The sequence below is a fragment of the Nocardia cyriacigeorgica GUH-2 genome (genome assembly GCF_000284035.1).
GTDB lineage: Bacteria > Actinomycetota > Actinomycetes > Mycobacteriales > Mycobacteriaceae > Nocardia > Nocardia cyriacigeorgica_B.
In genome coordinates this window covers 5,922,505-5,947,568 of the sequence record NC_016887.1, presented here as the reverse complement: position 1 = coordinate 5,947,568, position 25,064 = coordinate 5,922,505, and the positions used below count along the sequence as shown (strand labels likewise).

General features: G+C 69.9%; 19 protein-coding genes. 9 read left to right on the top strand and 10 right to left on the bottom strand.

Going from position 1 to position 25,064, the window contains the following annotated elements; translation table 11 throughout:
* Nucleotides 1-213 precede the first annotated feature (213 nt).
* On the top strand, nt 214-411 hold the full coding sequence (locus tag NOCYR_RS26700) for a hypothetical protein (protein WP_048833757.1): 198 nt from the start codon (nt 214-216) through the stop codon (nt 409-411).
* A 63-nt stretch (nt 412-474) separates the two neighbouring features.
* Here the strand turns inward: NOCYR_RS26700 and NOCYR_RS26695 are convergent, their stop codons facing one another.
* Nucleotides 475-1,920, bottom strand: coding sequence for an aldehyde dehydrogenase (locus NOCYR_RS26695; RefSeq protein ID WP_014353533.1), 1,446 nt, complete (start codon nt 1,918-1,920; stop codon nt 475-477).
* Between the two features lie 210 nt (nt 1,921-2,130).
* On the opposite strand from NOCYR_RS26695, the gene NOCYR_RS26690 reads away from it, so the two are divergent.
* Nucleotides 2,131-2,424, top strand: coding sequence for a hypothetical protein (locus tag NOCYR_RS26690; RefSeq protein WP_014353532.1), 294 nt, complete (start codon nt 2,131-2,133; stop codon nt 2,422-2,424).
* A gap of 36 nt (nt 2,425-2,460) precedes the next feature.
* On the opposite strand, the gene NOCYR_RS26685 is transcribed toward NOCYR_RS26690, so the two are convergent.
* On the bottom strand, nt 2,461-3,264 hold the full coding sequence (locus tag NOCYR_RS26685) for a class I SAM-dependent methyltransferase (protein ID WP_014353531.1): 804 nt from the start codon (nt 3,262-3,264) through the stop codon (nt 2,461-2,463).
* Nucleotides 3,265-3,466: 202 nt separating this feature from the next.
* On the opposite strand from NOCYR_RS26685, the gene NOCYR_RS26680 reads away from it, so the two are divergent.
* Nucleotides 3,467-4,630 carry a glycosyltransferase family 4 protein gene (locus tag NOCYR_RS26680; protein ID WP_014353530.1) on the top strand — a complete coding sequence of 388 codons (1,164 nt, stop codon included), beginning with the start codon at nt 3,467-3,469 and terminating at the stop codon, nt 4,628-4,630.
* 172 nt (nt 4,631-4,802) lie between these two features.
* Here the strand turns inward: NOCYR_RS26680 and NOCYR_RS29850 are convergent, their stop codons facing one another.
* Nucleotides 4,803-6,752, bottom strand: coding sequence for a hypothetical protein (locus tag NOCYR_RS29850; RefSeq protein ID WP_048833756.1), 1,950 nt, complete (start codon nt 6,750-6,752; stop codon nt 4,803-4,805).
* 138 nt (nt 6,753-6,890) lie between these two features.
* On the opposite strand from NOCYR_RS29850, the gene NOCYR_RS26670 reads away from it, so the two are divergent.
* On the top strand, nt 6,891-8,180 hold the full coding sequence (locus tag NOCYR_RS26670) for a hypothetical protein (RefSeq protein WP_048833755.1): 1,290 nt from the start codon (nt 6,891-6,893) through the stop codon (nt 8,178-8,180).
* 99 nt (nt 8,181-8,279) lie between these two features.
* On the opposite strand, the gene NOCYR_RS26665 is transcribed toward NOCYR_RS26670, so the two are convergent.
* Complete coding sequence (locus tag NOCYR_RS26665; RefSeq protein ID WP_014353527.1) at nt 8,280-9,434, bottom strand: DUF3068 domain-containing protein; 1,155 nt, start codon at nt 9,432-9,434, stop codon at nt 8,280-8,282.
* A gap of 201 nt (nt 9,435-9,635) precedes the next feature.
* Here NOCYR_RS26665 and NOCYR_RS26660 point away from each other — a divergent pair, with 201 nt between their 5' ends.
* On the top strand, nt 9,636-10,817 hold the full coding sequence (locus NOCYR_RS26660) for an acyltransferase family protein (protein WP_014353526.1): 1,182 nt from the start codon (nt 9,636-9,638) through the stop codon (nt 10,815-10,817).
* Nucleotides 10,818-10,872: 55 nt separating this feature from the next.
* Here the strand turns inward: NOCYR_RS26660 and NOCYR_RS26655 are convergent, their stop codons facing one another.
* The 4 genes from NOCYR_RS26655 to NOCYR_RS26640 all read right to left on the bottom strand — a co-directional run bounded on the left by NOCYR_RS26655 (nt 10,873) and on the right by NOCYR_RS26640 (nt 17,678).
* On the bottom strand, nt 10,873-15,240 hold the full coding sequence (locus NOCYR_RS26655; protein WP_014353525.1) for an alpha-(1->3)-arabinofuranosyltransferase: 4,368 nt from the start codon (nt 15,238-15,240) through the stop codon (nt 10,873-10,875).
* A gap of 490 nt (nt 15,241-15,730) precedes the next feature.
* Nucleotides 15,731-15,901 carry a DUF2613 domain-containing protein gene (locus NOCYR_RS28725; protein WP_014353524.1) on the bottom strand — a complete coding sequence of 57 codons (171 nt, stop codon included), beginning with the start codon at nt 15,899-15,901 and terminating at the stop codon, nt 15,731-15,733.
* 136 nt (nt 15,902-16,037) lie between these two features.
* A complete protein-coding gene (locus NOCYR_RS26645) occupies nt 16,038-17,132 on the bottom strand; it encodes an isochorismate synthase (RefSeq protein ID WP_014353523.1) in 1,095 nt (364 codons plus the stop codon).
* Nucleotides 17,133-17,210: 78 nt separating this feature from the next.
* Complete coding sequence (locus tag NOCYR_RS26640) at nt 17,211-17,678, bottom strand: universal stress protein (protein ID WP_014353522.1); 468 nt, start codon at nt 17,676-17,678, stop codon at nt 17,211-17,213.
* A 129-nt stretch (nt 17,679-17,807) separates the two neighbouring features.
* On the opposite strand from NOCYR_RS26640, the gene NOCYR_RS26635 reads away from it, so the two are divergent.
* From NOCYR_RS26635 to NOCYR_RS26625, 3 genes are all read left to right on the top strand, one after another.
* Nucleotides 17,808-18,971 carry a glycoside hydrolase family 3 N-terminal domain-containing protein gene (locus NOCYR_RS26635; protein WP_014353521.1) on the top strand — a complete coding sequence of 388 codons (1,164 nt, stop codon included), beginning with the start codon at nt 17,808-17,810 and terminating at the stop codon, nt 18,969-18,971.
* Between the two features lie 106 nt (nt 18,972-19,077).
* Nucleotides 19,078-19,677, top strand: a complete 600-nt coding sequence (locus NOCYR_RS26630) for a TetR/AcrR family transcriptional regulator (RefSeq protein ID WP_048833753.1) — start codon at nt 19,078-19,080, stop codon at nt 19,675-19,677.
* Nucleotides 19,678-19,858: 181 nt separating this feature from the next.
* On the top strand, nt 19,859-21,049 hold the full coding sequence (locus tag NOCYR_RS26625) for a DUF5685 family protein (RefSeq protein ID WP_014353519.1): 1,191 nt from the start codon (nt 19,859-19,861) through the stop codon (nt 21,047-21,049).
* Nucleotides 21,050-21,183: 134 nt separating this feature from the next.
* On the opposite strand, the gene NOCYR_RS26620 is transcribed toward NOCYR_RS26625, so the two are convergent.
* Nucleotides 21,184-22,053 carry a MaoC family dehydratase gene (locus NOCYR_RS26620; protein WP_014353518.1) on the bottom strand — a complete coding sequence of 290 codons (870 nt, stop codon included), beginning with the start codon at nt 22,051-22,053 and terminating at the stop codon, nt 21,184-21,186.
* A complete protein-coding gene (locus NOCYR_RS26615; protein WP_014353517.1) occupies nt 22,050-23,405 on the bottom strand; it encodes a 3-oxoacyl-ACP reductase in 1,356 nt (451 codons plus the stop codon). Before NOCYR_RS26615 ends, NOCYR_RS26620 begins: the two co-directional genes overlap by 4 nt.
* 267 nt (nt 23,406-23,672) lie before the next feature.
* Between NOCYR_RS26615 and NOCYR_RS26610 the strand changes: the two genes are divergently transcribed.
* Complete coding sequence (locus NOCYR_RS26610) at nt 23,673-24,995, top strand: acetyl-CoA C-acetyltransferase (RefSeq protein WP_014353516.1); 1,323 nt, start codon at nt 23,673-23,675, stop codon at nt 24,993-24,995.
* Nucleotides 24,996-25,064: the final 69 nt, after the last annotated feature.

Genomic DNA, 25,064 nt, shown 5'->3' with positions numbered 1-25,064 from the left:
GGCCTGGGGTTTTGGCGCGACGCGGCGCGGGTACCTGTCCGTTGTGCCGGGTTGAGCCCGTTGTGTGGCTTATGCTTTGGATGTTCTTCCGTCTCACGACCGACAGTTCGATTGCCAACAGTTAACTGATCGACTGAATTGCTTCCTCGATCTGCTCGTGGCGCGTGAGAACCGCCGCCGACGACGCGATCGCCGCGCGAGAGGGTGTGGAGCATGGCCGATGGGTACACCGGATCTCCGGTAGCCGAACTACCGACCGCGGCGTTGCCGCACGCGAGCACGCCGTTGCAGCGGGCGGCCCGGCGTCTGCAATCGGTCCTGCCGCCGGGCTGGTGTGTCGAAGTGGTCGACGCACCCGCGTCCGCGCAGGATTCGCAATCGATTCTGCGCGTGGTACAGCCTCCGGAGTGAGGCGTTCGCCCGCACCCGGAGGCCGATTCGCACGCCGGCACCGGGCCGGCCGCTGTGTCGCCGCTAGCCGGTCCAGCCCAGCGGCATCAGCACCGACTTCTGTTCGCAGTACGCGTCGAGCCCCTCGGGACCGTTCTCGCGGCCGAGGCCGGAGTTCTTGTATCCGCCGAACGGCGCGGTGGGATCGAAGGCGTACCAGTTGATCGCGTAGGTGCCGGTGCGCACCCGCGCGGCGATCTCGGCGCCGTGCTCCACATCGGTGGTCCACACCGAACCGGCCAGGCCGTAATCGGAATCGTTGGCCAGGGCGACGGCTTCGTCCTCGGTGTCGTACGGAATCACCGAAAGTACCGGCCCGAAAATCTCTTCCCGCGCGATCGTCGAGGCGTTGTCCACATCGGCGAAGATGGTCGGCTCCACGAACCAGCCCTTGTCGAGTCCCTCGGGCCTGCCGCCGCCCAGCACCAGGCGCGCGCCCTCGGCCTTGCCCTTGGCGATGTAGCCCTCGACGCGTTCGCGCTGCCGCTGCGAGATCAGCGGGCCGAGCTGGGTCGCCGGATCGGTGGGATCGCCGACGGTCATCGTGCGCACATGAGCGACCAGCGCCTCGAGGATTTCGTCATAGTGGCTGCGCGGCGCCAGGATTCGGGTCTGCGCGACACAGCCCTGGCCGGTGTTCATCAGGCCGGAGAAGGCCAGCGACGGGATGCTCGCGGCGATATCCATGTCCGGCAACAGGATTGCCGCCGATTTGCCACCGAGTTCCAGCGACACCGACTTCAGCTGCCCGGTGGCGATGGCGCCGATCTTGCGGCCGACGGCGGTGCTGCCGGTGAAGGTCAGCTTGTCCACCCCCGGATGCGAGACCAGGTACTCCGAGGCTTCGGCCTCGGCGGGCAGCACCGACAGCACGCCCTCGGGCAGGCCGGCCTCGGCGAAGATCTCGGCCACCTTGTTGGTGGTCAGCGGCGTCAGCGGGGAGGGCTTGAGCACCACGGTGCAGCCGGCCAGCAGTGCCGGGCCCAGCTTGTTGACCGCCAGGAACAGCGGCACATTCCACGCGGTGATCGCGGCGACCACACCGCGCGGTTCGCGGGAGACCCGGGTGGTGCCGAACACGCCGGTGCGCGTCTCGTTCCACGGGAACGATTTCGCCAGCCCCGCGTAGTAATCGAGCGCGGCCACGGCCGGGATCTGGTTGAGGGTGGTCGCCGCCATCAGCGGGGCGCCCATCTCGGCGGTGAGGGTGGCGGCCAGGTCGGCGCCGCGTTCCTCGATCAGGCGGGCGGCACGGGTGAGCACCTGGGCCCGCTCCTCCGGCGGCGTCGACGGCCACGGGCCCGAATCGAAGGCGGCGCGGGCCGCGGCGACGGCGGCGTCGACGTCGGCCCGGTCGACCGCGGGAACGCTGCCGACCGGCTCCTCGGTGGCCGGGGAGATGACCTGGATGCGCTCGGTGGTGGCGGGCGCGGTCCAGCGGCCGCCGATGAAGAGGCTGTCGTAATCCATGAGAACACGTTACAGTTTTGTCGGCCCGTTGTCTGTAACACGTTTCAGTTCGATCATCACGCACTGCCATGAGCTGCGTGAATTCCGACCTGTCGGTTCGCTTTTCGTCAGAACGCACTATTGCGTTCTGTTGCTGGACAGTGGATGCTGTAGCTACTGATCAGCTCGCTCGACCCATCGAACCGATACCGCAATTGGGGAGTCCGATTCATGGCGGTGCAAGTGATCGGCCGGTCGTTGATGACCAGCGACCAGACCGAGCATCAAGCTAAGAGCGTTGGCAGCGGCGGCTGGGTAGTGTCCTTCCTACCCGGGCGCACCTTGACCATGGAGCAGGCAACCGCCGCCATGCAGGCCGCGGAGGCGGTCGCGGTGGTCGGCACGCTGGCCGATCTGGTCGGGTTGACAACGCTGGAGACCGTCGGCCTCGCCATGCGGGAATCGCCCTGGCAGGAAGCGCGGCACGTCACCCGGGGCTGGCGCCAGGCGCTGTGGGTGCGCTGACAAGCGAACGCCCGTTCCGCGCCGGCGCAAGGGCTTTCAGTCCGGTTTGACCGCGACGACCACCAAGTTGCTGACCAGTAACTCACGCAACCACGGGATACGCACCAGCCACCAGGCCCACCGCGGGTGATAACGCGGGAACACCGCGAAGACCTGCGCCGGCGTCCGCTGCGCCCACCGCAGACCGTCGGCGGCCCGCACCGCGAACATCGACCGGCCGAACCTGTTCTTGGGCTCGCGACCATGCTTGCGCACATACCGCCGCGCCGCGTACTCACCGCCCACGTAGTGCCACGGACCCGTCTCGTGCCCGCCGAACGGACCGAGCCAGACCGTGTAGGACAGCACGATCACCCCGCCCGGCCTGGTCACCCGCACCATCTCGTCGGCCATCAGCCACGGATCCGGCACGTGCTCGGCGACATTCGAGGAAAAACAGATATCGACCGCGCCATCGCGGAACGGCAGCGCCATCCCGGAACCACGCACCGCGCCCGGCACCGTCAGCCCGGCAGCATGCAGCTCGGACGGATCCGGCTCCACCGGGATGTAGCGGGCGCCGGTGCGGGCGAACTCGTCGGCGAAATAACCCGGGCCGCCACCCACGTCGATGATCGTGGCGCCGGCCAGCTCGCGTCCGGTCACATCAGCGTAGAAGTCGCTGATCATGGCGGCGCTGTCGGTGGCGAGGCCGCCGTAGAACACCGCGGGCGCGGACTGCTCGAAGCGGAAACTGCTCAGCAGCCGGATCGAGCGGCGCAGGGTAGCGCGCTCGGCGAAACGGGGGCGGCGGCGTCGCGCACCGGCGGGTGCGGGTACGGCCGGGCGCCCCGGACGCATCCGGGCCTGCGGGGACCAGCCGGTCGTTCTCTCGGCTCTGAGCACGGCGCCGAGTCTCGCACAAACCGCCGCGCCGCCCGGTCGCGGCCGGGTCGACAGCCGGTCAGGACCGGGATCGGACCACGGCCGGAAGCCGTCCACTAGGGTGTACGACGATATCCGACGTTCCCGACGGGGACCCGACGACCGGAGAAGCTCGACCGTGCGCGAAGTCCTACTGCTCTGCTGGCGCGACACGGGGCATCCGCAGGGTGGGGGCAGCGAACGCTACCTCGAGCAGGTCGGCGCCCACCTCGCCGCCCGGGGCGTCAAAGTCACCCTGCGCACCGCCCGCTATCCAGGCGCGGCGCGGCGCGAAACCGTCGACGGCATCCACATCAGCCGGGCCGGCGGCCGGTACTCGGTATACCCGCGCGCGCTCGCCGCCATCGCCCTCGGCCGCCTCGGCCTCGGACCGCTGCGCGGCATCCGGCCCGACGCCGTGATCGACACCCAGAACGGCATCCCGTTCTTCGCCCGCGCCGCCAGCAAGGCGCCGTCGGTGGTGCTGGTGCATCACGGGCATCGTGAGCAGTGGCCCGTCGCCGGGCGACTGGTGGGCCGGATCGGCTGGTGGATCGAATCGCGGCTGTCGCCACGGGTGCATCGCGACAATCAATACCTGACGGTTTCGCTGCCGTCGGCAGAGGAGTTGACAACGCTCGGCGTCGACGGATCGCGCATCGCGGTGGTGCGCAACGGCGCTGAACCTGTTCCAGAGAATGCTCCGACAGGGGCCGCCGAAACCCGTACCGCCGAGCCCAGAGTGGTGGTCCTGTCACGGCTGGTCCCGCACAAGCAGATCGAGGACGCCCTCGCCGCCGTCGCGCAATTGCGCGGCCGGATCCCGGGCGTGCAGCTCGACGTCATCGGCGACGGGTGGTGGGCCGACAACCTGAAATCGGTCGCGGCGCAGCTGGGTATCGCCGACGCCGTCACCTTCCACGGGCACGTCGACGAACGCCGCAAACACGAACTGCTCGCCCGCTCCTGGGTGCACGTCATGCCCTCCCGCAAGGAAGGCTGGGGCCTGGCGGTGATCGAAGCGGCACAGCACGGCGTGCCCACCGTGGGCTACCGATCCTCGCGCGGGCTCACCGATTCCATCGTCGACGGGGTCACCGGGGTTCTCGTCGACGACGTCGACCAGCTGGCCGAATCGGTCGCCGAACTGCTCGACGACGCGGCCGCCCGCACCATCATGGGGGAGAAGGCGCGGTCGCGGGCGCGGGAATTCTCTTGGGAGAGTACGGCGTCCGGGGTGTATCAGGTGCTGGCGGCGGCTGCCGATGGGCGCAAGGTTTCGGGGTTGATTCCGCCGGTGTGAGTCGGGGCGGCTGTGGTTCGCCGCGCGATGTGCAGCCGGGTGGCTTCGAGTCGGGCTGGTAGCTGGTTCGGCGCCAGTTCTCCACCGCCTGGATTCCGATCCGACCGGCGGAGGCTCGTGCCGGTCATGTCGATGACCAGTTGAGTGCTATCAGCCGGGCTCTGGTTGATCGTCAGCGATTTCGGTGTGATCGGGTGGGCGCGAATGCGAGCAGCGGTGCCAGGAGCATGGCGGCCCAGAGCACGTGGGCGCCGATGACCAGCGGGCGGTGCGCGCTCGTTCGTTCGGTCGTGACGCCGGGTACGCGGTAGAGCGACAGATCCGGGGTTCGCAGCACCGGTTCCAGCTGCGCGAGCGTCGTTTCGGCTTCGCCCATCGGTCCCGGTGTGCGGTGTTCGACCAGCACCCAGCCCACGCCGAACGTTGCGAGCTCTTCCGCGGTACCGCCCCCTATCAGCAGTTGTTCCACCCGGCGCGCTCGCACGCCCTCGCCGGATACTCGCTGCCCGCGCACCGGAAGCTCGCCGGTCTGCAAGACATCGTTGGGCAGCATGCGCGGGGCGGGATCGAGGACCGGTGCGCTGCCGCTGTACGGGAACCGCCGGAACATGCCGGCAGGCAAGACGGCGACGTCACCGGGACCGTCGATGCGCGCCGCCGCCTCCTGCCAGGCCGCCGGATACCGCACCGCCCGCATCTCCCCGCCGACACCCCACGCCAAGTCGATGAGCGGGAGGATCAGCGCCGCGATGAAGAGGGTTGCGACGGCTGTGAGCGCTGGGCTCGATGGGCGGTGGGGCGTCTTCGGGCGTTCCTCGGATCGATCCGGCGTATCCGGGACGCGCGGGCGATCGGTGTCGGGCACGCCGGCGGCGTCGACGCTGCCCTGCCTGGCGGTGTCGTTCGCCGCGGTACCGCCGTCGCCGGAACCCGGCTGCGGGATCGTGGTGGTTCGAGGGCCGAAACGTGCGGCGAGGGCTGTACACCCCGCTGCGGCGCAGAGGGCGTAGGCCGGCATCGCGAGGGCGACGTACTTCTGGGTGTCGCGAAGCAGCCCGGTGCCGGGCAATTCGACCACGAGCCACTCGAGGACGTCCATGCCCCATGACGTGGCGCCGAGTGCGGGCAAGAGCACGGCCGCGATCGCCAGTCCGAGGAGGCGGCGGCCGGTGCGAGCGCTGTCGGCCGCAGGCGCCTTGTCCGTTGTGGAGCGGGGGCGGAGGGGCCATCCGGCAACGGTCCGTGCCCCGAGGGCGACCAGGACCAGCAGGATCGCGGTCCCGATCAAGGCGAGCGGGGTGGTGCGTGACCACGGGACGGCGTCGGCATTCCAAATCCCGCCCAGACCGGCGAGGCTGCCCAGGGTGCCGAGGGCGGGTTCGGCGCGGGCGGCGAAGGCAGCGATGCCGGCGGGATCGGAGGTTTCGGTGCCCGCACCGGAGGCGACGGTGGCGATCAGCCAGGGCGCGGAGGCGGCGATGAGCAGAGCGAGGGCGCCGGGGAAGTTGCGGCGGCCGGCGACGATCAGACCGACGACGCCCGCCAGCAGTGCACCGGTCGGCGTCAGGCCCGCCGCCGCGAAGCATCCGGCCAGCGCCGCCCAGTCCCGGTAGTGCGAGCTGCGGGTTTCGCTGTGCCCGCCCCCGCGCTGACGGAGCCGGTGCGCGGCCAGCGCCGTCCACGGCAACGCCGCGTATCCGGTGAGCAGGCTCCAGTGGCCTTGCAGGAGGCGTTCGGCGACGAACGGATTCCAGAGCGCCACGGTGACGGCCACGAGTTGCGCCGCCACCGGTACCCCCAGCAGGGTGCGCGCCAGAACCGCCGCACCGTACCCGGCGCCCCACAGGGCGGCCAGCAGGATCACCTTCACCAGCACCCCGCCGTCGACCACCGTCGACAACGCCGCCAGCAGCGCATCCTGCGGGACGGCGCGCGGCGCGGCATCACCGAGCCCGAGCGCCGCATCGGTGAGATACGACCGCGGCGTACTCACCGCATCCCGCAGCAACAGATAGCCGGGCCCGAGCAGCGGCGCGGCAATGATCAGCGAAAGTAGTGCGCTGTACCCGGCCGGAACGACCGCCGCCCACCGACCGCCTCGACTCCGACCACGCGCACCCACGACTGAGCACCCTACGTTCCCGCCACCCGACCCCTGAAGCGCCCGACCGCGTCGTGTGTGGTCCGGCAGCGCGGTGGGTTGCTCGGTTCGGCGCGGCGTTGGGGGTGGCGGGGCGGTGTGGGGGTTCGGGGTGCGACGATGGCGGGCGTGCCTGCTGTTCGTCGCCTTCCCGTCGTGGCGGATCTGAGCTTGGTGACGGCGGGGGCGATGACGGCCAATGTGGCCGGGTATCTGCTGCAATTGCTGGCCGGGCGGTGGCTCGGGGTAGCGGGGTACAGCGAATTCGCCAGTCTGCTCGCGGTGCAGTTGCTGTGTGCGGTGCCTGCGCTCGCGCTGCAGAACGTGGTCGCCAGGGAGCTGGTGCGCGGGGCGAGCGTGACGGCGCTGCGTGGGTTGCAGTGGCGGTGCGCGGTGATCGTCGCGGCGGTCGCGGTGGCGCTGATCCCGGTGGTGACCGTGGTGCTCGAGGTGAGTCCGGTGGCCTGTGCGGCCGCGCTCATGGCGGCCCCGGCGTTGGTGATGCTGTCCGGCGAGCAGGGTGTTCTGCAGGGCGGCAGGCGGTTCCGTGGGCTGGCTGTCGTGCTGGGCGCGGCGGGCGTCGCGCGGGTGCTGCCCGCGATCGTGGTGCTTTCGCTGGGCTTCGGTGCGGCGCCGGCGTTGTGGGCGGCGGCGCTGGGCATCACGGGCGCGGCGGTATTCGCCCGGTATGTAGCGGGTCCGGCGGCGGAGGCGGCGCTGGTGCCCGACGCCGGCGAGGCGCCCGTCGACCTCGAAGGCGCGGCATCGCTGGATGTCTACGCACCTGTCCCGAACGCCGGATTCGCGGGCGTGATCGCGGTGCTGCGGGCCGCGCAGGTGCAGGCGGCGCTGATGGCGCTGTCGTCGGCGGACCTGATCGTGGTGCGCATCGTGCTGAACGAGGACGACGCCAGCCGGTACGCGCTCGGCACCATGGCCACCAAGATCGCCTTCTGGCTGCCCGCCGCCGTCGGCATGGTGCTGTACCCCCGAATGGCCCAGCCGGCGCATTCGGCGGGTGCGATCCGCTCGGCGCTGGCGGTGCTGTCGGGCATCGGCGTGCTCGCGGTGCTCGGCGCGGCGGTGGCCGCCCCGCTGGCCCCGCTGTTCGCCGGCGAGGACTACGCGCCGATCCAAGGGCTGCTGTGGTTGTTCGCCCTGCACGGTGCTGTGCTCGCGGTGCTGCAAGGCGCGCTGCTGTCGGCCATCGCCGTCGACCGCACCGCCCTGGCCGGCCTCACCTGGCTGGGCCTGGCCACCGAACTCGCCCTCATGCTGGCCTTCGCCCGCACCATCCCCGCCCTCATCACCACCGCAGCAGGCGTCGCCGCCACCACGACCGCCATCGTCGCGGTCCTCGTGCTCTACACGGCAGCCCGCAAACCGGCCGAGCCGAAGACCGACTCCTGACCCGGACCGCCGAAGAACGGGTCCCACGAAAACAACTCGGCTCCCCTGGCGCAGTACCAGGGGAGCCGAGTTGTTCAGTGCGTATCTACCGCCGAGCGATCAGGGCTTCTCGGGAAGCTTGATCGTCTCGGTCGGCGCGTCCGCGTCACCACGGCGACCGGCCGGCGGAGCGGTCGGCGCGGCGGGAGCCGGGCGACGCGGCGGCACGCCACCACGGCCGGCGGGAGCGGCGGCACCGCCACCGCGAACACCGAGCACGATGCCGGCGATCAGCGCGATGACGCCGACGACGCCGAGGATGATCGGCACGACGCGGCCGAACAGCGACAGCTTGTCGATGTTCTCCTTGGCGACCGACAGCTGCGACTCGATGGTCGGCTCGTCGAAGGTCAGGGTGGCCTTCAGCGCGGTGACCTCCGGCTTGTCGCCGCTGCGGGCGTAGTACATGTGGATGGCCTCTTGGCCGTCGACGACGGTGCCGGTCTCGGGCTCCACGAACAGGTCGCGGGTGTTGGTGTACCAGCGGTCCATCGACACGTCGCCTTCGCCCTCGACACCCCACTTGGCGGCGGGCAGCTTCAGGCGGAACGCCGGGTTCTTGGTGGCCTCGTACAGGTTGGCCGGCTCGACCACCTGACGGAAGTGGTACACCGTGGTGCCGTTGATCTCGGTCTCCTCGATGAACTTGGCATCGGAGGTGACGCGGGCGGTCCGGTCGAAGTACGGGTAGTCCTTCTTCTCGGTGCCGATCGGGAAGCGGTACTGCAGGCCTTCGCGCTTGAACGGCTCGGCGACGCTCTCGCCTTCCTTGTTCACCGTGGTGGCGATGGAGCCGTTGGGGTCCTCGTCCACCGGCTCACCGGTCTTGCGGTCGATGGTGACCCGGTCGATCTCGGCGGTCAGCAGCCCGGTGTCGCCCTGCTTGTCGGTGCGCCGCAGGGTGGTACCCGCCTGGACGGTCATCTTCTCCGCGTCCGAGGGCTCCTCGACGGTGACGAACCGCTGGAAGACCAGCGGCACGTTCTGATCGACCTTCGCCGAGCCCTCGGGGGCGGTCAGCGATTTGGCGTCGAGCACGAGGCTTTCTTCGCCTGGCACATTGGTGGCGATGGTGGTGATCTCGAGGTCGAGGGGAGTCTTCGCCATCTTGCTCAAGGTATAGGTCGGGATCATCAGCGCGGCCACGATGAGCAGCGCGCCGAGGCCCACGAGCAGGCAGGCAACCGTCCTTTTGGTTCCGGCACTCTGTGCCATGCAAAGTCTCCTCGTTGTAGAACACGGGTCGCTCCGTCGGTACTGTGGGCATGCCACAGCACTCGTGAGCCCCGACACTAACAGCCCGGTGATGAACCACGCCGTGCCGAGGCCGGAATCGGACCTAAAATCGCCCGAGTCTAGCGCGAAAAGTGAAATGTCGGATTCTCATGTCGAAATCCGCAGGGCAGACTGGACCCGATGATCGCCACCGCACCCACCACAACGGACGCCCCGGCCCGTCCGCGCGCCTTCCTGCCCGCATTGGAAGGGATGCGCGGTATGGCGGCACTGGGTGTCTTGCTCACCCATGTGGCGTTCCAGACCGCCGCGACGGGAATTCCGGTGCTCGGCCGGTTGCTGGAGCGCTTCGATATGGCGGTGGCGGTGTTCTTCGCGCTGTCGGGTTTCCTGCTGTGGCGCCCGCACGCCGCGGCGGCTCGTGGGCTCGGCACCGCGCCCGGCGTCGGCCGCTACCTGCGGCACCGGGCCGCGCGCATCCTGCCCGCGTATTGGGTGGTGGTCTGCGTGGTGCTGGTGCTGCTGCCGAGCGCGGCCGATACCGCGGGGTTCCGGGTGTGGCTGTCGAATCTGTTGCTGCTGCAGGTGTTCATCCCCCTGACGCTGACCGACGGCCTGACCCAGATGTGGAGCCTGTCGGTCGAGGTGGCCTTCTATCTGGTGCTGCCGCTGCTGGCGTTCGCGCTGTCGGGCCTGCGCGGTGCGGCGGCGAAGGCGCGCATTCCGGCGGTGCTCGCGCTGGGGCTGATCTGCCTGGGCTGGAATTTCCTTCCGGTGCCGACGCCGGATGCGATTCACGCCGACAATTGGCTGCCCGGATATCTGCCGTGGTTCGCCGGCGGCATGCTTCTGGCCGAGCTAATTTTCGATAGCCGACCGCTATTGCGTTTCCGCCGGATCGCCGGAAACCAGCCGTTGATGTGGGGCGTGGCGCTGGTGGTCTTCGCGATCTCGGCGACGAACTTCGGCGGTCCGGCGGGCCTCACCCGCGCCGAGCCGTGGCAGTACGCCGCCAAGATGGGGCTGGGTGCGCTGATCGGGTTCTGTTTGCTGGCGCCGCTGATCCTGCGCGACGCCGACGCCAAGCCGCACCGCTGGCTGGAATCGCCGGTCTGCCAGGCGATCGGCCGCTGGTCCTACGGCATCTTCATCTGGCATCTGGCCGTGCTGTCGATCGTATTCCCGGTCTTCGGCATCATCCCGTTCAGCGGTGATTTCCTGCTGGTGCTGACCCTGACCATCGCCATCACGCTGCCCATCTCCGCCGCCAGTTACGCCCTCGTCGAAGAGCCGGTCCGGCGTTACGTGCGCCGCCGTGAACAGCTGGCGGCGGCACGGAAGGCGGAAACCGCGGAGGCGTAGTGGTCGGCTACGGCGCCTCTGCGTGACGCCAGGCTGAACGCAGCGTCACGCCCCCTTATGACGAGTGGCCGGAGTCCGGTCTCTTCTCCTTGTCCCCGCGCGGCGGCAGGGCGGCGATACCCACCGCGATGACGGCGATGAGGGCCGGTAGTTGCACCCAGAGCGAACCGCCCATGTAGCCGTCCGGCGAGCGCCACGGTCCGGTCGACAACGCTGCGGCCGAGAGCGCGGTACCGACGCCGGCGACGACGACCAGTGCGGTGCGCGGGATGCGCGGCACGAAACGGATCAGGGCGAGTCCTGCCGCGGTTAGTGCGGTGCCGACCGGGCCGGAGATGATCGTGGTGGCGGCGGTGAGGCCGACGGCGGGGACCCAGCGGGAGCGCCAAGTGCGCGGGGCCGGGCTATCAGGGAGGGATCGGCCGCGACGGGGGAAGGCCAGGGCGGCAAGGGGGATCAACAGCAGCAGGCCGCCGAAGATGGCCAGCCGGTACCAGCGGTCGACGGGGAACGACACGGTGATCGGGCCTTGCGCGCCCTCGGGCACCACCCAGCCCTGCTTCCATCCGTCTACCACGACGGGGTCGAGTTCACGACCATCGGCGGTTTCGGCGGTCCAGCCGACGTTGGTGCTCAGCGGGAGAACCAGCAGCTGCCGGCCGTCGGTGACAGCCGGATTCGGCACCGGGTCCACCGCCGGATTGTCCAGCCGCAACCGGTCGACGAAGAACAGCTCGGTCGGCGCCGCGATCACGTCGACCCGGCCGGGGAACAGGTCGACGGTGGGACGGGTCGGTTCACCATCCGCCCCGGGGGAGCGGGCTCCGTCGGCAGTGCCGGAATCGGGCTGCGTCGCGCCGAGTTCGTTGCCCGTCGCACCCGGCTCGGCCTGCGTCGAATCGCCTCCGCAAACCCGCGCGGAAACCGGTGCTCCCGAAAGTAATTCGGCAGCGGTAGCGGTCACCGAGGTCTGGAAGACGCGTCCGCCCAGCATGACCGTCGGCCCGTCCGCGCAGCCGACGGTGATCAACCGGTCCGGGTCGGCGGGCGGCGGATAGTCCGGCCCGAGCACCGACACCTCGGCCAGTCCGGGTGGTTGGGTCTGGGCGAAGCCGAGCGCGGTGCGGTCGAGTACCGACTTCCAGCTCTGCACGGTGAGTTCGATCCGGTCGGTGACGGTGGGGTGCAGCGCGATACGGGTCGTCTCGTCGTCGAGTTCGCGCACCTGTGGCCCATTGCCGAGGTTCACCGCGACGCTGGTCGGTGCGGCGGGCAGCCCGCCCAGCGACGCCGTGATGTCCAGCCCGGTGACCAGTGCCGGTTCCGGCAACTCGATGGTCAGGGTCGGCTTGGCGCTGAGCAGGTTTCGCACCGAGTCCTCGGGAGCGGTCCAGCTGGTGCGCGGGTCGCCGTCGGTCGCGGCGAAGGCCGAACCGCGCAGGTCGCCCACGTCGGACTGGCCGCGCGCGATGGGCCGGCGCGGGTCGGTGAGCAGAGCCTCGAGTGCCGGTCCCTGACGGGTGCGCAGGGTCAGTTCCGGCGTGACGGCCACGGCTTCGGGCACCGACAGCGTCCGCTGGAAGGCACCCAGCTCTTCCGGCGCGAGTCCCAGACCCTTGCCGCAGCGCACCCGGTCGGGCGCGTCGAAACAGGCGCTGCGGCCAGGGAATTCCTGTCCCAGATCCCAGCCGGCGACGGCGGCGCCCTCGGGTGCGGGCGGTAGTACGGTCCGGTGCTGGATGTCGACGCGGACCGGCGCGTCACGCACCGAATAGTCGTCGAGGGTGAGTTCGCTGATGCCGAACTGGCCGCCCGCGGTGCCGTCCCTGGTGCGGATGGCGGTGATGGTGAGCCAGGTGGTGGTGCCGGCGGGCAGCGAAATCGACACCTGCGCACCGGGTTCGGAGATGCGGGCGGACACGCTGCCGTTATCGGTGCGCACCTCCACCCATTTCACCGGATCGCCGATGGCGGCGGCGCTGGTCTTCAACCGCAGCAGCCCGGCGCGGATGGGTTGGTCGAGGTCGAGCCGAAGCCATTGCCCCACAGCACGTTCGGCACCATTGCTGACCCAACTGGTGGCGGGATCGCCGTCGACGGCCGCCACTGTGGAGCTGCCCGGTGCGGAACCGCCGAGCTGCGTGGCGTCGGCGGCGGAACTGGACGCGGTTACGGTGGCTCCGGACCATTCGCCGCGCACCAATTCCGCACCGGGAACCGGATAGTCGGGGACGAGATTGTGGGTGCGGCGCGCGTCGTCGGGTGCGCGCAGGGCCGAATTGTGATTGTCGACCTTGCCGAAATCGGCTTCCCGCGCCATCGGGGTATCGGTGATGGTCACCGGTCCCATCGGTAACCCGGCACGCTCGGCATCGGCCGCCAGCAGCCTGGGATCGGCGCCCGCACCGGGATCGCGATTGAGCCGTTCGAGCACCTCCGGCCCGCCCTGCACCGTCGGCACCGTGCTCAGCGGAACCGTGTAGGCACCGGGCAGTTCCGCCGGCGCGCCAGTACCGCTGCGCAGCTCGGCGGGCGTGCCGGGGGCCGGAATATCGACCCGGTAGATCTCGACTGCCGGGTAGGCCGGACGCAGATCGCCGTCGGCCACCAATCCGGCGGCGATGACGCCGGTTTCGATCGGAGCACCGAACTCGGCCACCTTGCGCAGGCCCGGCGAATTGTCGAGCGCCTGATGGGCGAGCATGGGCCGAGTGGAGCGCGAGGTCTCCGGGTCGAGGTCGTTGCGCAGCACCACCACGCCGATGCCCTGCCCGGCCAGCGTCGCGGCCAGCCCGGCCGAGGGCCGCCCGTCGGCGATGAGCCGTTGCACCGAATCCATCGCGCGAATGGTGCCGGGTGGGTTCAACGGCACCGCATCGCGCACCGCCCACGGCGTTTCCGCCAGCGCTTGCAGCGGTTCGTCGCGGGTCAGGCCCCACACCTGACTGCCGAACGGCGCCCCCGGCACGACGAGCGCGCGGGTGTCGGCGGCATTGTCGGCCAGCCACTGCGCGGTCTGCTGCCAATAGCCGGGGACCTCGTCGTAGGCGCCGCGCGGGGCCAGCTTGCCGGTCCAGGCCAGCGAAGTGGACAGCGCGAGCGCGGTGAGGATCAGCGCCGTCACCGCGACCTTACGGTCGCGCTCGGGATGGGCGAAGGCGCTGCGCCAGACCGGCATCGGCACCGAAGCCGGCAGCGGAACGTGCGCGATCAGGTGCGCCAGGCCCAGCACCAGCGGGATGCGGATGAGTGGTTCCAGCTTGTGCACATTGCGCAGTGGCGCGCCGGTCGAGTCCAGGAACACCCGCACCGATTCGGCGAACGGCCCGCCCAGTTCGCCGACGTAGCCCGCACTGATGCCGACCAGCCCGACGCACAGGATCAACGTCAGCCGCCCGCGTCCGGGCATCGACCGCATGGCCAGCCCGGCCATGCCCGCCGCCGCGATCAGCCCGGTGGCCAGCACCGCGGCCGGTTGGGTGACCAGCACCGCGCCCGCGATGCGTTCCGGCGAGACGAACGGCGTCCAGCTGTCGGTGCCGCGTAGCACCTCACCGAGCGAGGCCCACTGCGTGGTGACGCCGGAGGACTCGATGTAGTCGAGGAACGGCGGGCTCACCCGGCCGAGCAGCAGCAGCGGCACCGCCCACCAGAACGTCGCCAGCACCAGCAGCGGCACCCACGCCCGGGTGAACCGCCACCAGCGCCGATTGGGCCGGTACGACACCCACCAGAGCAGCGCGGGCAGGAACGCCGCGACGGTCGCCACCGCGTTCACCGCGCCCATCAGTGCCAACGCCAGCGCACTGCCCGCCGGGGAACGCGCGCCGCCACGACGACGCTGATACGCCGTGCCGATCGCGGCGGGCGCCAGCAGCACCCACGGCGCCAGCACCATCGGCAACGTCTCCGAGGAGATCGACCCGAGCGTGGTGAGCACGCGCGGTGACAAGGTGAACGCCACGGCGGCGATCACCCGCGAACCCCGGCTGCCGATGCCCAGCGTCTCGGCCAGCTTGACGATGCCCCAGAAACCGGCGAGCAGCAGCAGCGCCCACCAGATCCGCTGGGTCACCCAGGCCGGTAGCCCCAGCAGGTCGCCGAGGGAGAAGAAGGTCCCGTGCGGGAAGAAGTAGCCGTAGGCCTGGTTCTGCACCTGACCCATCGGGGCCTGGCTGCTCCACATGTGCGAGGCGCGGTCCAGGAATCCGAGCGGGTTCTCGGCCAGGTCGTACTTGGTGTCGGCGACGGTGAGTCCGGGGGCCTGGAGGAAGGTCAGCAGGAAGGCCGCGACGACGGTGCCCGCGAACCAGCGCCGGCCCAGCGGCGCGGTTTCGGCAGGTGCCCGATCCGCACCGGGTACGCCCGTGGACGGCCGGTCGGTGTCCGGTCGGCGCACGGAGGTCTTGGTGTCGTCGGGCATCACGTTCGTATCAGTCGGCATCGCGGGCTTCGGGGCGAGCACACGCGAGGGTAGCCGCGACACGCTCAACCGGCGCAGATGAGGTCATCGGGTCGGGCAACCGAGCGTCGGGGCGGGGCAGTCTGCTCGGCGCACCTCGTCGGCGGGCAGCCGAAGCATGAGTGAACCTGCCGGCGGCTGATCGTGGCTCGGTGCCGGCATCGGACGCTGATCCGGATTGGTCTGCTGGTTCGTGCCGGCCCACCGGGTCGCGCCGGCCCACCGTGTCGCGCCGGTCCCGCGGTTCGCGCTGGCCCACCGGTTCGCGGCGGTCCACCGGTTCGCGGCGACCCGCCGGGTCGCATCGATCGGGAACGCGGACTGCGGGCAGGACCGACTCGCGATGGTCTCGCGGGGGTCCAGACCGTGGCGCTGCGCAGGATCGGCGCGCACCACGGTCAGGAGATCGCCCGCGCCGCGCGCGAGCGATCCTCGGTGAACCGGGGCTTGATCAGCGGCTGCCGTATTCGACGTTGTTCAACAGCGAGGAGTCGGCGTCGCCGCTGCGGTCGATGTCCGGGCGGGAGTTCTGCTGCACAGCCGCCGTGATGATGAACACCGCGATCGCACCCAGGACGGCGCCGGCGACCGCACTAGCGGCACCAGGTACAGCAAACTTCATCGGGGCACTCCAATACTTCGCGGAAGGCAGGTATTCCCGGCCAACCTAGCAGGACTTCCGGGATTCGCGTATGCGCAGGTCTGCTATAGCGAAAAGATATTTCCGGATCGGCTGGTGACGGGCGTCGCGCCCGGACTCACTGTGTCGGCAGTGCGCAATTGAGGCTGTCGAGCAGGGTGCGCAATTTGGCGGTCGTCTCATCCAGTTCGATGCCGGGCTCGGAGGCCGCCACGATCCCGCCGCCGGCGAACGCCCGCAGCGACAGTCCGTCGGCCGCGATCTCGGCGCAGCGGATCGCCACCACCCAGTCGCCGTCGCCGTTCGCGTCGCACCAGCCGGCCGCGCCGCCGTAGAACCCGCGGTCGCCTTCGAGCTCGATGATCGCCTCCAGCGCGTCCGGTGTCGGCGTCCCGCACACCGCGGGGGTGGGGTGAAGCAGCAGCGCCAGTTCGAGGGCGGTGGGCGCGGGATCGCGCAGCGTGCCGGTGATCGGCGTGCCCAGATGCCAGACCTGCTGGGTCTGCACCAGTTCGGGACCTTCCGGGATCGTCAGCGAGGTGCACAGCGGGCCCAGCTTGTCCGCGATCCATTCGATGACGAACGCGTGCTCATCGCGATTCTTGATGCTGGCCAGCAACTCTCGGGCCTGCACCGCGTCGGCGTCCGGATCGGCGAGCCGGGGCAAAGTGCCCGCCAGCGGATGCAGGGTGACGGTGTTGCCGTGCCGGGAGACCAGCACTTCCGGCGTCGCGCCTACCAGCGTCTCGCCCGCGCGTCCGGCCGGCGTCAGGTCCACCGCATAGACGTGGGCGCGCGGATGCCGGATCAGCAATTGCGCCGCCACCACCTCCGGATCCAACGGCGCATCGGCCGCGGCGAGTACCGAACGCGCCGCCACCACCTTGCGCAACGATTGACGCGGATCGCCGAGCTGCTCGACCAGCTTCGCCACCCGAGCCAGGTGCTCACCCTTGCTCGGCAGCTCACTGATGACGCTGACCGGCGGTAGCTCGGGGACGGCGGCCGGCCGCCACGGACCCGCGGTGTGCTCCACCCGCCCCGGCACGCTCAATGCCGCCCGTTCCCGCGGGTCGAAGGGCAGGGCACCGACCACCATCGCGGCCGTTCCGTCGCGCAGGGCGGCAACCGCCTGCTGTGCGTCATCGAAGGTGGCGCGCGTGTCGTGCGCCCGGACCACACCGTCCGGGGCGGCAAGCAAGAACCCGTCCATAGCCCGACGGTAGCCCCGGATTTCCCCGAGTTGGGGAGCTACGTCCGCCGGGGCGACGTAGATCTCATCGGGGACGGTTCACTTCTCCGGCGGAACCAGGAATACCGGCCGATGACAGTGTTTGAGCACCGCGTCCGCCACGCTGCTGTGCAGCAGCGCCCGAATGCCGGTGGCCCCACGCGTGCCCGCCACGATGATGTCGACGTCGAGTTCGTCGGCGCATTCGACGATGGCGTTCCAGATCGTCGAGGTGCATTCGGCGGTTCTGGCCTCGGCGTTGAGTCCGGCCAGTTCGGCCAGGCGCACGCCCTCACGGTTGGTTTCGCGGGCCGAGACGTAGGCGACGTCCTCGATCTCCTCGTCGGGCACCCATTCCGGTTGCATCACCCCGGACAGCCCCGAGATGCGGGCGGCCTGGCGCACCATGGGTTCCCACGCGGTGAGCACCACCGCGCGATTGGCCGTGAGGAACCGGCCGGCGTATTCGATGGCCCGCTTGGCGTGGTCGGACCCGTCGTAGGCGATGAGCATCAGATCGCAGGGCACGGCGACCTCCCGGTGGTCTCCTGGCTACGTCCTCAGGTTACTCCCGGACCCGGCAGCCGACCGGCTCCCGCGCGGGCGCACTGACCGGTGGATTACCGCCGACCCGTGCGCGCGGATTACCGTCGTTACATGCGCAAGACGCCTCTCGTCCTGTTCGCGGTCCTGGCTGCCATCGCGACCGGTTGTTCCGGTGGCGACGCCGGAAATTCGACCACCACGCGCCCGGTCGCCACCAATGCGACCTCCGCGCCAACGCCCGGCGCCACCACCACCGCCGAGCGTGACTGCTCGGCCGACTATCTGGCGAAGTTCACCCCGCGCCAGAAGCTGGCCCAGCTGCTCACCGTCGGCGTGAACAGCACCGCCGATGCGCTGGCCGTGGTGCGTGATCACCAGGTCGGCGGCATCTTCATCGGCGGTTGGACCGATGAGTCGCTGCTGGCCGACGGTCAGGTCGAGCAGGTGAAGGCGGCGGCGAATGCGCCGCTGATGGTCACCATCGACGAAGAGGGCGGGCGCGTCTCGCGGGTCAGCGATCTGATCGGCCCGGCGCCCTCGGCCCGGCAGACCGCGAAGACGATGACCACCGAGGAGTTCTACACCGCCACGCTGGAGCGGGGTAAGGCGCTCAAAGACCTGGGCGTGACGGTGAATTTCGCGCCCGACGTCGATGTGAGCAGTCAGCCGGACAATTCCGTCATCGGCGACCGGTCGTTCTCCGATGATCCGATGGTCGTCACCGAATATGCGGGCGCCTATATCCGGGCCATGCGTGAGGTCGGCGTCGGCACCGTGATGAAGCATTTCCCCGGGCACGGCGCCGGTTCCGGTGATTCGCATCTGGGTGCGGTGCGCACGCCGCCGCTGGATCAGTTGCAGAATCGCGATCTGGTGCCGTTCCGCGATCTGGTGGGTTCGGGTGCGGGGGTGATGGTCGGCCATCTGGATGTGCCCGGCCTGACCGAGCCGAACGTGCCCGCCAGCATCAGCCCCGCCGCGATGGAACTGCTGCGTAAGGGCACCGGTTACGGCGCCGCCCCCTTCGACGGACCGATCTTCACCGATGATCTGGGCGGCATGGCGGCAATCACCGACCGCATGAGCATTCCGGAAGCGGTCGAGGCCGCACTCGTGGCCGGTGCCGACAACGCGCTGTGGATCACCACCGACGCCGTCCCCCAGGTGCTCGACCGGCTGGAGCAGGCCGTGTGGAGCGGACGGCTGCCGATCGCCCAGGTGGACGCCTCGGTCTTGCGGATGGCCTGGTTCAAGGGCGCGCCCCTGCACTGCTGAGAGTCTCGGCGGGAAAGACCCGATCTGAGCGACTGCTGGGCAAATCTGTCCACCAAGAACTTACCTTGGAGTAATATAGGGTGCTCACCCTGTAGTAGGAGAGCGGATGGCGGGCGGAACGAAGCGACTTCCCCGGGCGGTTCGTGAGCAGCAAATGCTCGACGCCGCCGTCGAGGTGTTCTCGCGTAAGGGTTTCCACGAGACCTCGATGGACGCCATCGCCGCCGAGGCCAAGATCTCCAAGCCGATGCTCTACCTCTACTACGGCTCCAAGGACGAACTGTTCCGCGCCTGCATTCAGCGCGAGGGCCTGCGGCTGATCGAATCGGTCGCCCCGGCCGGAAATCCGCTGCTGTCCCCGCACGAACAGCTGCGCACCGCGCTGGAGGGCTTCCTCGGTTTCGTCGACCACAACCGGCATTCCTGGCAGGTGCTCTACCGGCAGGCCATCGGCCAGCAAGCCTTCGCCTCCGAGATCGAGAACGCCCGCGAGCGCGTCATCGAGCTGACCGCCAAACTGCTCGAATCCAGCGCCAAGCACGCCGACCCCGGCACCGATTTCGACGTCGTCGCGGCCGCCGTCATCGGCGCCGGTGAGGCCATCGCCGACCGCGTCGCCACCGGCCGCATCGAAGTGTCCAAGGCCGTCGACCTCCTCGACGACCTCGCCTGGAGCGGCCTGGCAGGGCGCAAGAAAGCCGAATAGCCCACGAGCGCTACATGAGCGAGGGCGCTACTCGCGAAATGCCTCAGCCATGTAGCGCTCGGGAGGGCTGTGTCTGAGGTGGCGCGGGCGGCGGCGGAGTTGCTGTGCGGCGCGGTTGGTGCGAGAGTTCGGGGCGTTCTACGGGGCCGGGGATCTCGGCAGGATTTGCGGGAGGGGACGTTTGTTCGGGTTGTTGCAGCCGTGTGCGCACAGCGCGGCGAAATACGGGGTGGATCCGGGGCAGTGGCAGGCGCACATGTGCGGGCTGTGTCTCGGCCTGCGCGACGGGCACGGGCAACTCGCCCGCAGCGCCACCAATACCGATGCGATCGTGTTGAGCATGCTCACCGAGGCCCAACTCGACGGCCCGGGCGAACGAACCACCGCCGGGCGGTGCGCGTTGCGTGGGATGCGGCGCGCGCAGGTGGCCACGGCCGATTCGAAGGGCATCATGCTGGCGTCGACGGCGTCACTGTTGTTGGGCTCGGCCGAGATCCGCGACCACGTCGACGATCGTGACACCGCCGCACTGACCCGTCGTCCGATGACGACGATGTCGACCCGCTGGGCCGACGCCGCCCGGCGCCAGGCGCGGCTGATCGGCTTCGACGTGGAACCGCTTGTCGCGGCGCTCGATTCGCAATCCGATCGCGAACGTCGCGCACACCTGCTGACCCTCGACGAGCTGACCGAGCCGACCCAGCTGTGCGTCGCAGAATTCTTCGCCCACTCGGCGGTCCTCGCTGACCGGCCGGACAACATTGCCCCGCTGCGCGAGGCCGGCAAACATTTCGGCCACATCGCCCACCTCGCCGACGCCATCGAGGACTACGAGTCCGACCTCGAACGCGGCCGGTTCAACCCGCTCGCCGCCACCGGCACCGGAATGCCGCAGGCATATGACCTGCTGCACCAGTCGGATTCGCGTCTGCGCGCGGCCATCGCGGCGACCGATCTCGGAGAGCAGCCCGCCGTCCGGTGGATGCTGCTCGACCCGCTGCACGCGCTGGTGCGCCGCATCGGGCGCGGCGCGGGCGTCGTGGCACACGCCTGCTCGGTTGCACCACGCGAGTCGGCTGAAAGCCGCCACGGACGCCGAACCGGAACCCGCCATCGCCCGCCGACCCGCCGCCGCCCCGGTATCGGCGAGGCCATACCCGCCGTCCTCGGCATCTACTGCACCGGATACGCGTGCTGCGCCGACCACACCAACCCCTGCACCGGCGAACGCCAACCCGCCTGGTGGAAGGAGAATCTCGGCAACTGCTGTGACGGCATCGACTGCTGCTCGAACTGCGGCAGCTGCTGCGGTGGTGGCGAGGGTGGCGGATGTTGCGGTGGCTGCTGCGACGGATGCGGGTGCGACTGCTGAACGGCGCTGCCCGGCGTGCGTGCATCGCCTGTCCACCGCCACGGCACGCAACCCGCGGTGGCAAGGCTGCTGCCAATGCCCGAACCGAAGGAGCCGCGCACCCCGAAAGGTGCGCGGCTCCTATCGAATCCGGTTCAGCGCAACGTCGCCGTCAGATGCGGGTACCCCTTCTTCGGGTGCCGCAGCGCCAGGTCCCAGCCGCCGTCGGCCGGGTCGGCGTACAGGTTCACCGTGGACGGCAGGAAGATCGGCTTGCCGAACTTCACCGCATAGGTGACCTGCTCCGGGATCCGGCCCTCGATCGAGCCGAGAACCGTTGCCGCCGACCACATGCCGTGCGCGATCGCCTTCGGGAAACCGAAGGCCTTCGCGCCGAGCGCGGAGGTGTGGATCGGGTTGTGGTCGCCCGAGGCCGCCGCGTAGCGGGTGATCGTCGGCTGATCGACGCGCAAGGTACGCAGCGGAGGCGGCGGCACCTCGTCCGGCTTCGGCTCGGGCTTGGGCCCACCCGAGAGCGAGGTGCGCTGCTGGTGCAGGAAGGTAGTGACCTGCCGCCACACCAGCTCGCGGCCCACCCGGATCTCACTGATCGCGTCGACCAGCAGACCCTTCGGGTGCTCGCGCAGGTTCTCGATATGGGCGGTGATGTCGAGCGGCTCGCTCACCGAGATCTCGCGGGTGCGTTCGATGACGTTCTCCGCGTGCACCGCGCCCACCGCGACGAACGGGAAGTCGCGCTGCACAACCAGCTGCATCACCACCGGGAAGGTGAGGATGAACGGGTAGGTCAGCGGCAGCGAATCACCGAACCGCAGCCCCGTCGCCCGGCAGTAGGCGGCCAGGTGATCGGGGTCGACCCGCACGCCGTCGAGCTTGATCTCGCGATCGGGCAGCGTCGGCTTGCGCGCCGAGACCAGCGGCAACGGCACCGAACCGAGCGCTGCCTTCAGGTACAGCTTGCCGTTCTTCGGCGGTTCGGTGAGGGTGATGGTCTCGGTCATCATGCTCCGATCAGGCTCTGACCGCAGACGCGAACCACGTTGCCGTTCACCGCGTTCGACGCCGGGCTGGCGAAGAAGGCGATGGTCTCGGCGACGTCGACGGTCTGGCCGCCCTGCAGCAGCGAGCTCATCAGCCGGCCGGCCTCGCGGGTGCCGAGCGGGATGGCGGCGGTCATCGCGGTCTCGATGAAGCCGGGGGCGACGGCGTTGATGGTGATGCCCTTCTCGGCCAGCTTCGGCGCCTCGGCGTTGACCATGCCGATGACGCCGGCCTTGGACGCGCCGTAGTTGGTCTGGCCGCGGTTACCGGCGATACCGGCGATGGAGGACACGTCGATCACGCGGCCACCGGCGCGCAGCGCACCCGAGGCCACCAGGCCCTCGGTGATGCGGTGCGGCGCGGCCAGGTTGACGTTGATGACCGAGTTCCAGCGGCCCTCGTCCATGTTGGCCAGCAGCTTGTCGCGGGTGATGCCGGCGTTGTGCACGATGATGTCGATGCCGCCGAAGCGTTCGGTGGCGAATTCGGCCAGCTTCTGCGCGGCGTCGGGCGCGGTGACGTCGAGCGCGAGCGCGGTGCCGCCGACCTTGTTGGCCGTCTCCGACAGCGCTTCACCGGCGGCCGGGATATCGGCGACGATCACCTGCGCGCCGTCGCGGGCGAAGACCTCGGCGATGGTGGCGCCGATGCCGCGGGCGGCGCCGGTGACCACGGCGACCTTGCCCTCGAGCGGGCGGTCCCAGCTGGCGGGGGCGACGGCGTCGTCCTTGCCGACCCGGATGACCTGGCCGTCGACGAAGGCCGACTTGGCCGAGAGCAGGAACCGCAGCGTCGACTCCAGGCCGGTGGCGGCGGCGGAGGCCTCCGGGTGCAGGTACACCAGCTGGGCGGTGGCGCCGCGCAGCAGTTCCTTGGCGACGCTGCGGGTGAAGCCCTCGAGCGCGCGCTGGGCGATCTGCTCGTCGACGCTCGACGCCAGTTCCGGCGTGGTGCCGATGACGACGACGCGGCCGGAGGCGGCGATGCTGCGCATGGCCGGCTGGAAGAACTCGAACAGCTGCGACAGATCCTCGATGGAGCCGATGCCGGTGGCGTCGAAGACCAGCGCGCCGTACTTGGTGCCCTGGCTGGGGGCATCGGCGAAGGTGTAGTCGGTCAGCAGGGCGCGGATCGGTTCGGCGACCCGGCCCTTACCGCCGAGCAGCACCGGACCGGGCAGCGCGGGCTCGCCCTTGACGTAGCGCCGCAGGGTTTCCGGCTGCGGCAGGCCGAGCTTGCTCGCGAGGAAGGCGCCGGGGGCGGAATGGACGAACGATCCGTAGAGGTTGGGTGCACCCTTGCTCTTGGCTGCCACTATTCCCACCTTTTCTGTGCTCGATGTGGATGTCGGTGCGTCCCCCCGGTTTGCGCTCGTTCTCTCTCCCTAGGGTGCCCGACCAGCGGAACCACCACCATCGGTGAGGTGCGCGAGCGCACAATTGCGGGGTGCGGTATCGACAACAAACTTACTCCAGAGTAAGTTTAATGTAAACCGATTGCGACCGGCGCCGAGACGTGTGGAGGGGTTCCGCACCGGCACCGGGGCGCGCCGGAAGATCCCGACGAGACCTTGGAGACTCGAGTGACTAGCAAAGCCCGTTCGACGAAGAGCCCGGCCAAGACCACCAAGCAGCCGCGTCCGGTCGCGATCGTTGGCGGTAACCGGATTCCGTTCGCTCGTTCCGACAAGGCGTACGCCCACGCCTCCAACCAGGACATGTTCACCGCCGCCCTGGACGGCCTGGTCAGCCGCTTCGGCCTGCAGGGCGAGCGGCTCGGCATGGTCGTCGGCGGCGCCGTGCTCAAGCGGGTCGGCGAGCACGGCATGATCCGCGAGAGCGTGCTCGGCAGCAAGCTCAGCCCCTACACCCCCGCCCACGACCTGCAGCTGGCCTGTGGCACCGGCCTGCAGGCCATCGTCACCGTGGGTGACGCCATCGCGGCCGGCCGCATCGACGCAGGCGTCGGCGGCGGCACCGACACCACCTCCGACGCGCCCATCGGCGTCAGCGAGGGCATGCGCGAGTGGATGCTCGACGCCAACCGCGCCAAGACCAACAAGGATCGCCTCAAGCTGGTCGGCCAGCTGCGCCCGAGCATGCTCGGCATCGAGATCCCGCGCAACGCCGAGCCGCGCACCGGCCTGTCGATGGGTGAGCACGCCGCCATCACCGCCAAGGAGTTCGGCATCGCTCGCGAGGCCCAGGACGAGCTGGCCTACCTGTCGCACAAGAACATGGCCGCCGCCTACGACCGCGGTTTCTTCGATGACCTGATCACCCCGTTCCTCGGGCTGACCCGCGACGACAACCTGCGCCCGAACTCCTCGATCGAGAAGCTGGCCACCCTGAAGCCGGTCTTCGGCGTCAAGGCCGGTGACGCGACCATGACCGCGGGCAACTCCACCCCGCTCACCGACGGCGCCTCCGCGGTGCTGCTGTCCAGCGACGAGTGGGCCGCCGAGCGCAACCTGCCGGTGCTCGCGCACCTGGTGGACTCCGAGGTCGCCGCCGTCGACTACATCCACGGCCCCGACGGCCTGCTGATGGCGCCCACCTACGCGGTGCCGCGCATGCTCGCCCGCAACGGCCTGACCCTGCAGGATTTCGACTACTACGAGATCCACGAGGCCTTCGCCTCGGTCGTGCTGGCCACCCTGCAGGCCTGGGAGTCCGACCAGTACTGCAAGGAGCGCCTCGGCTTGGACGGCGCGCTGGGTTCGATCGACCGCAGCAAGCTCAACGTCAACGGCTCCTCGCTGGCCGCGGGCCACCCGTTCGCCGCCACCGGCGGCCGCATCGTGGCCTCGACCGCGAAGATGCTGGCCGAGAAGGGCTCGGGCCGCGCGCTGATCTCCATCTGCGCCGCCGGCGGCCAGGGCGTCGTCGCGATCCTGGAGCGCTGACCCGCTCCGCGGTTACGCGGAACCTCGCATCAGGGGTGGCATCCGGCAATGCGCCGGGTGCCACCCCTT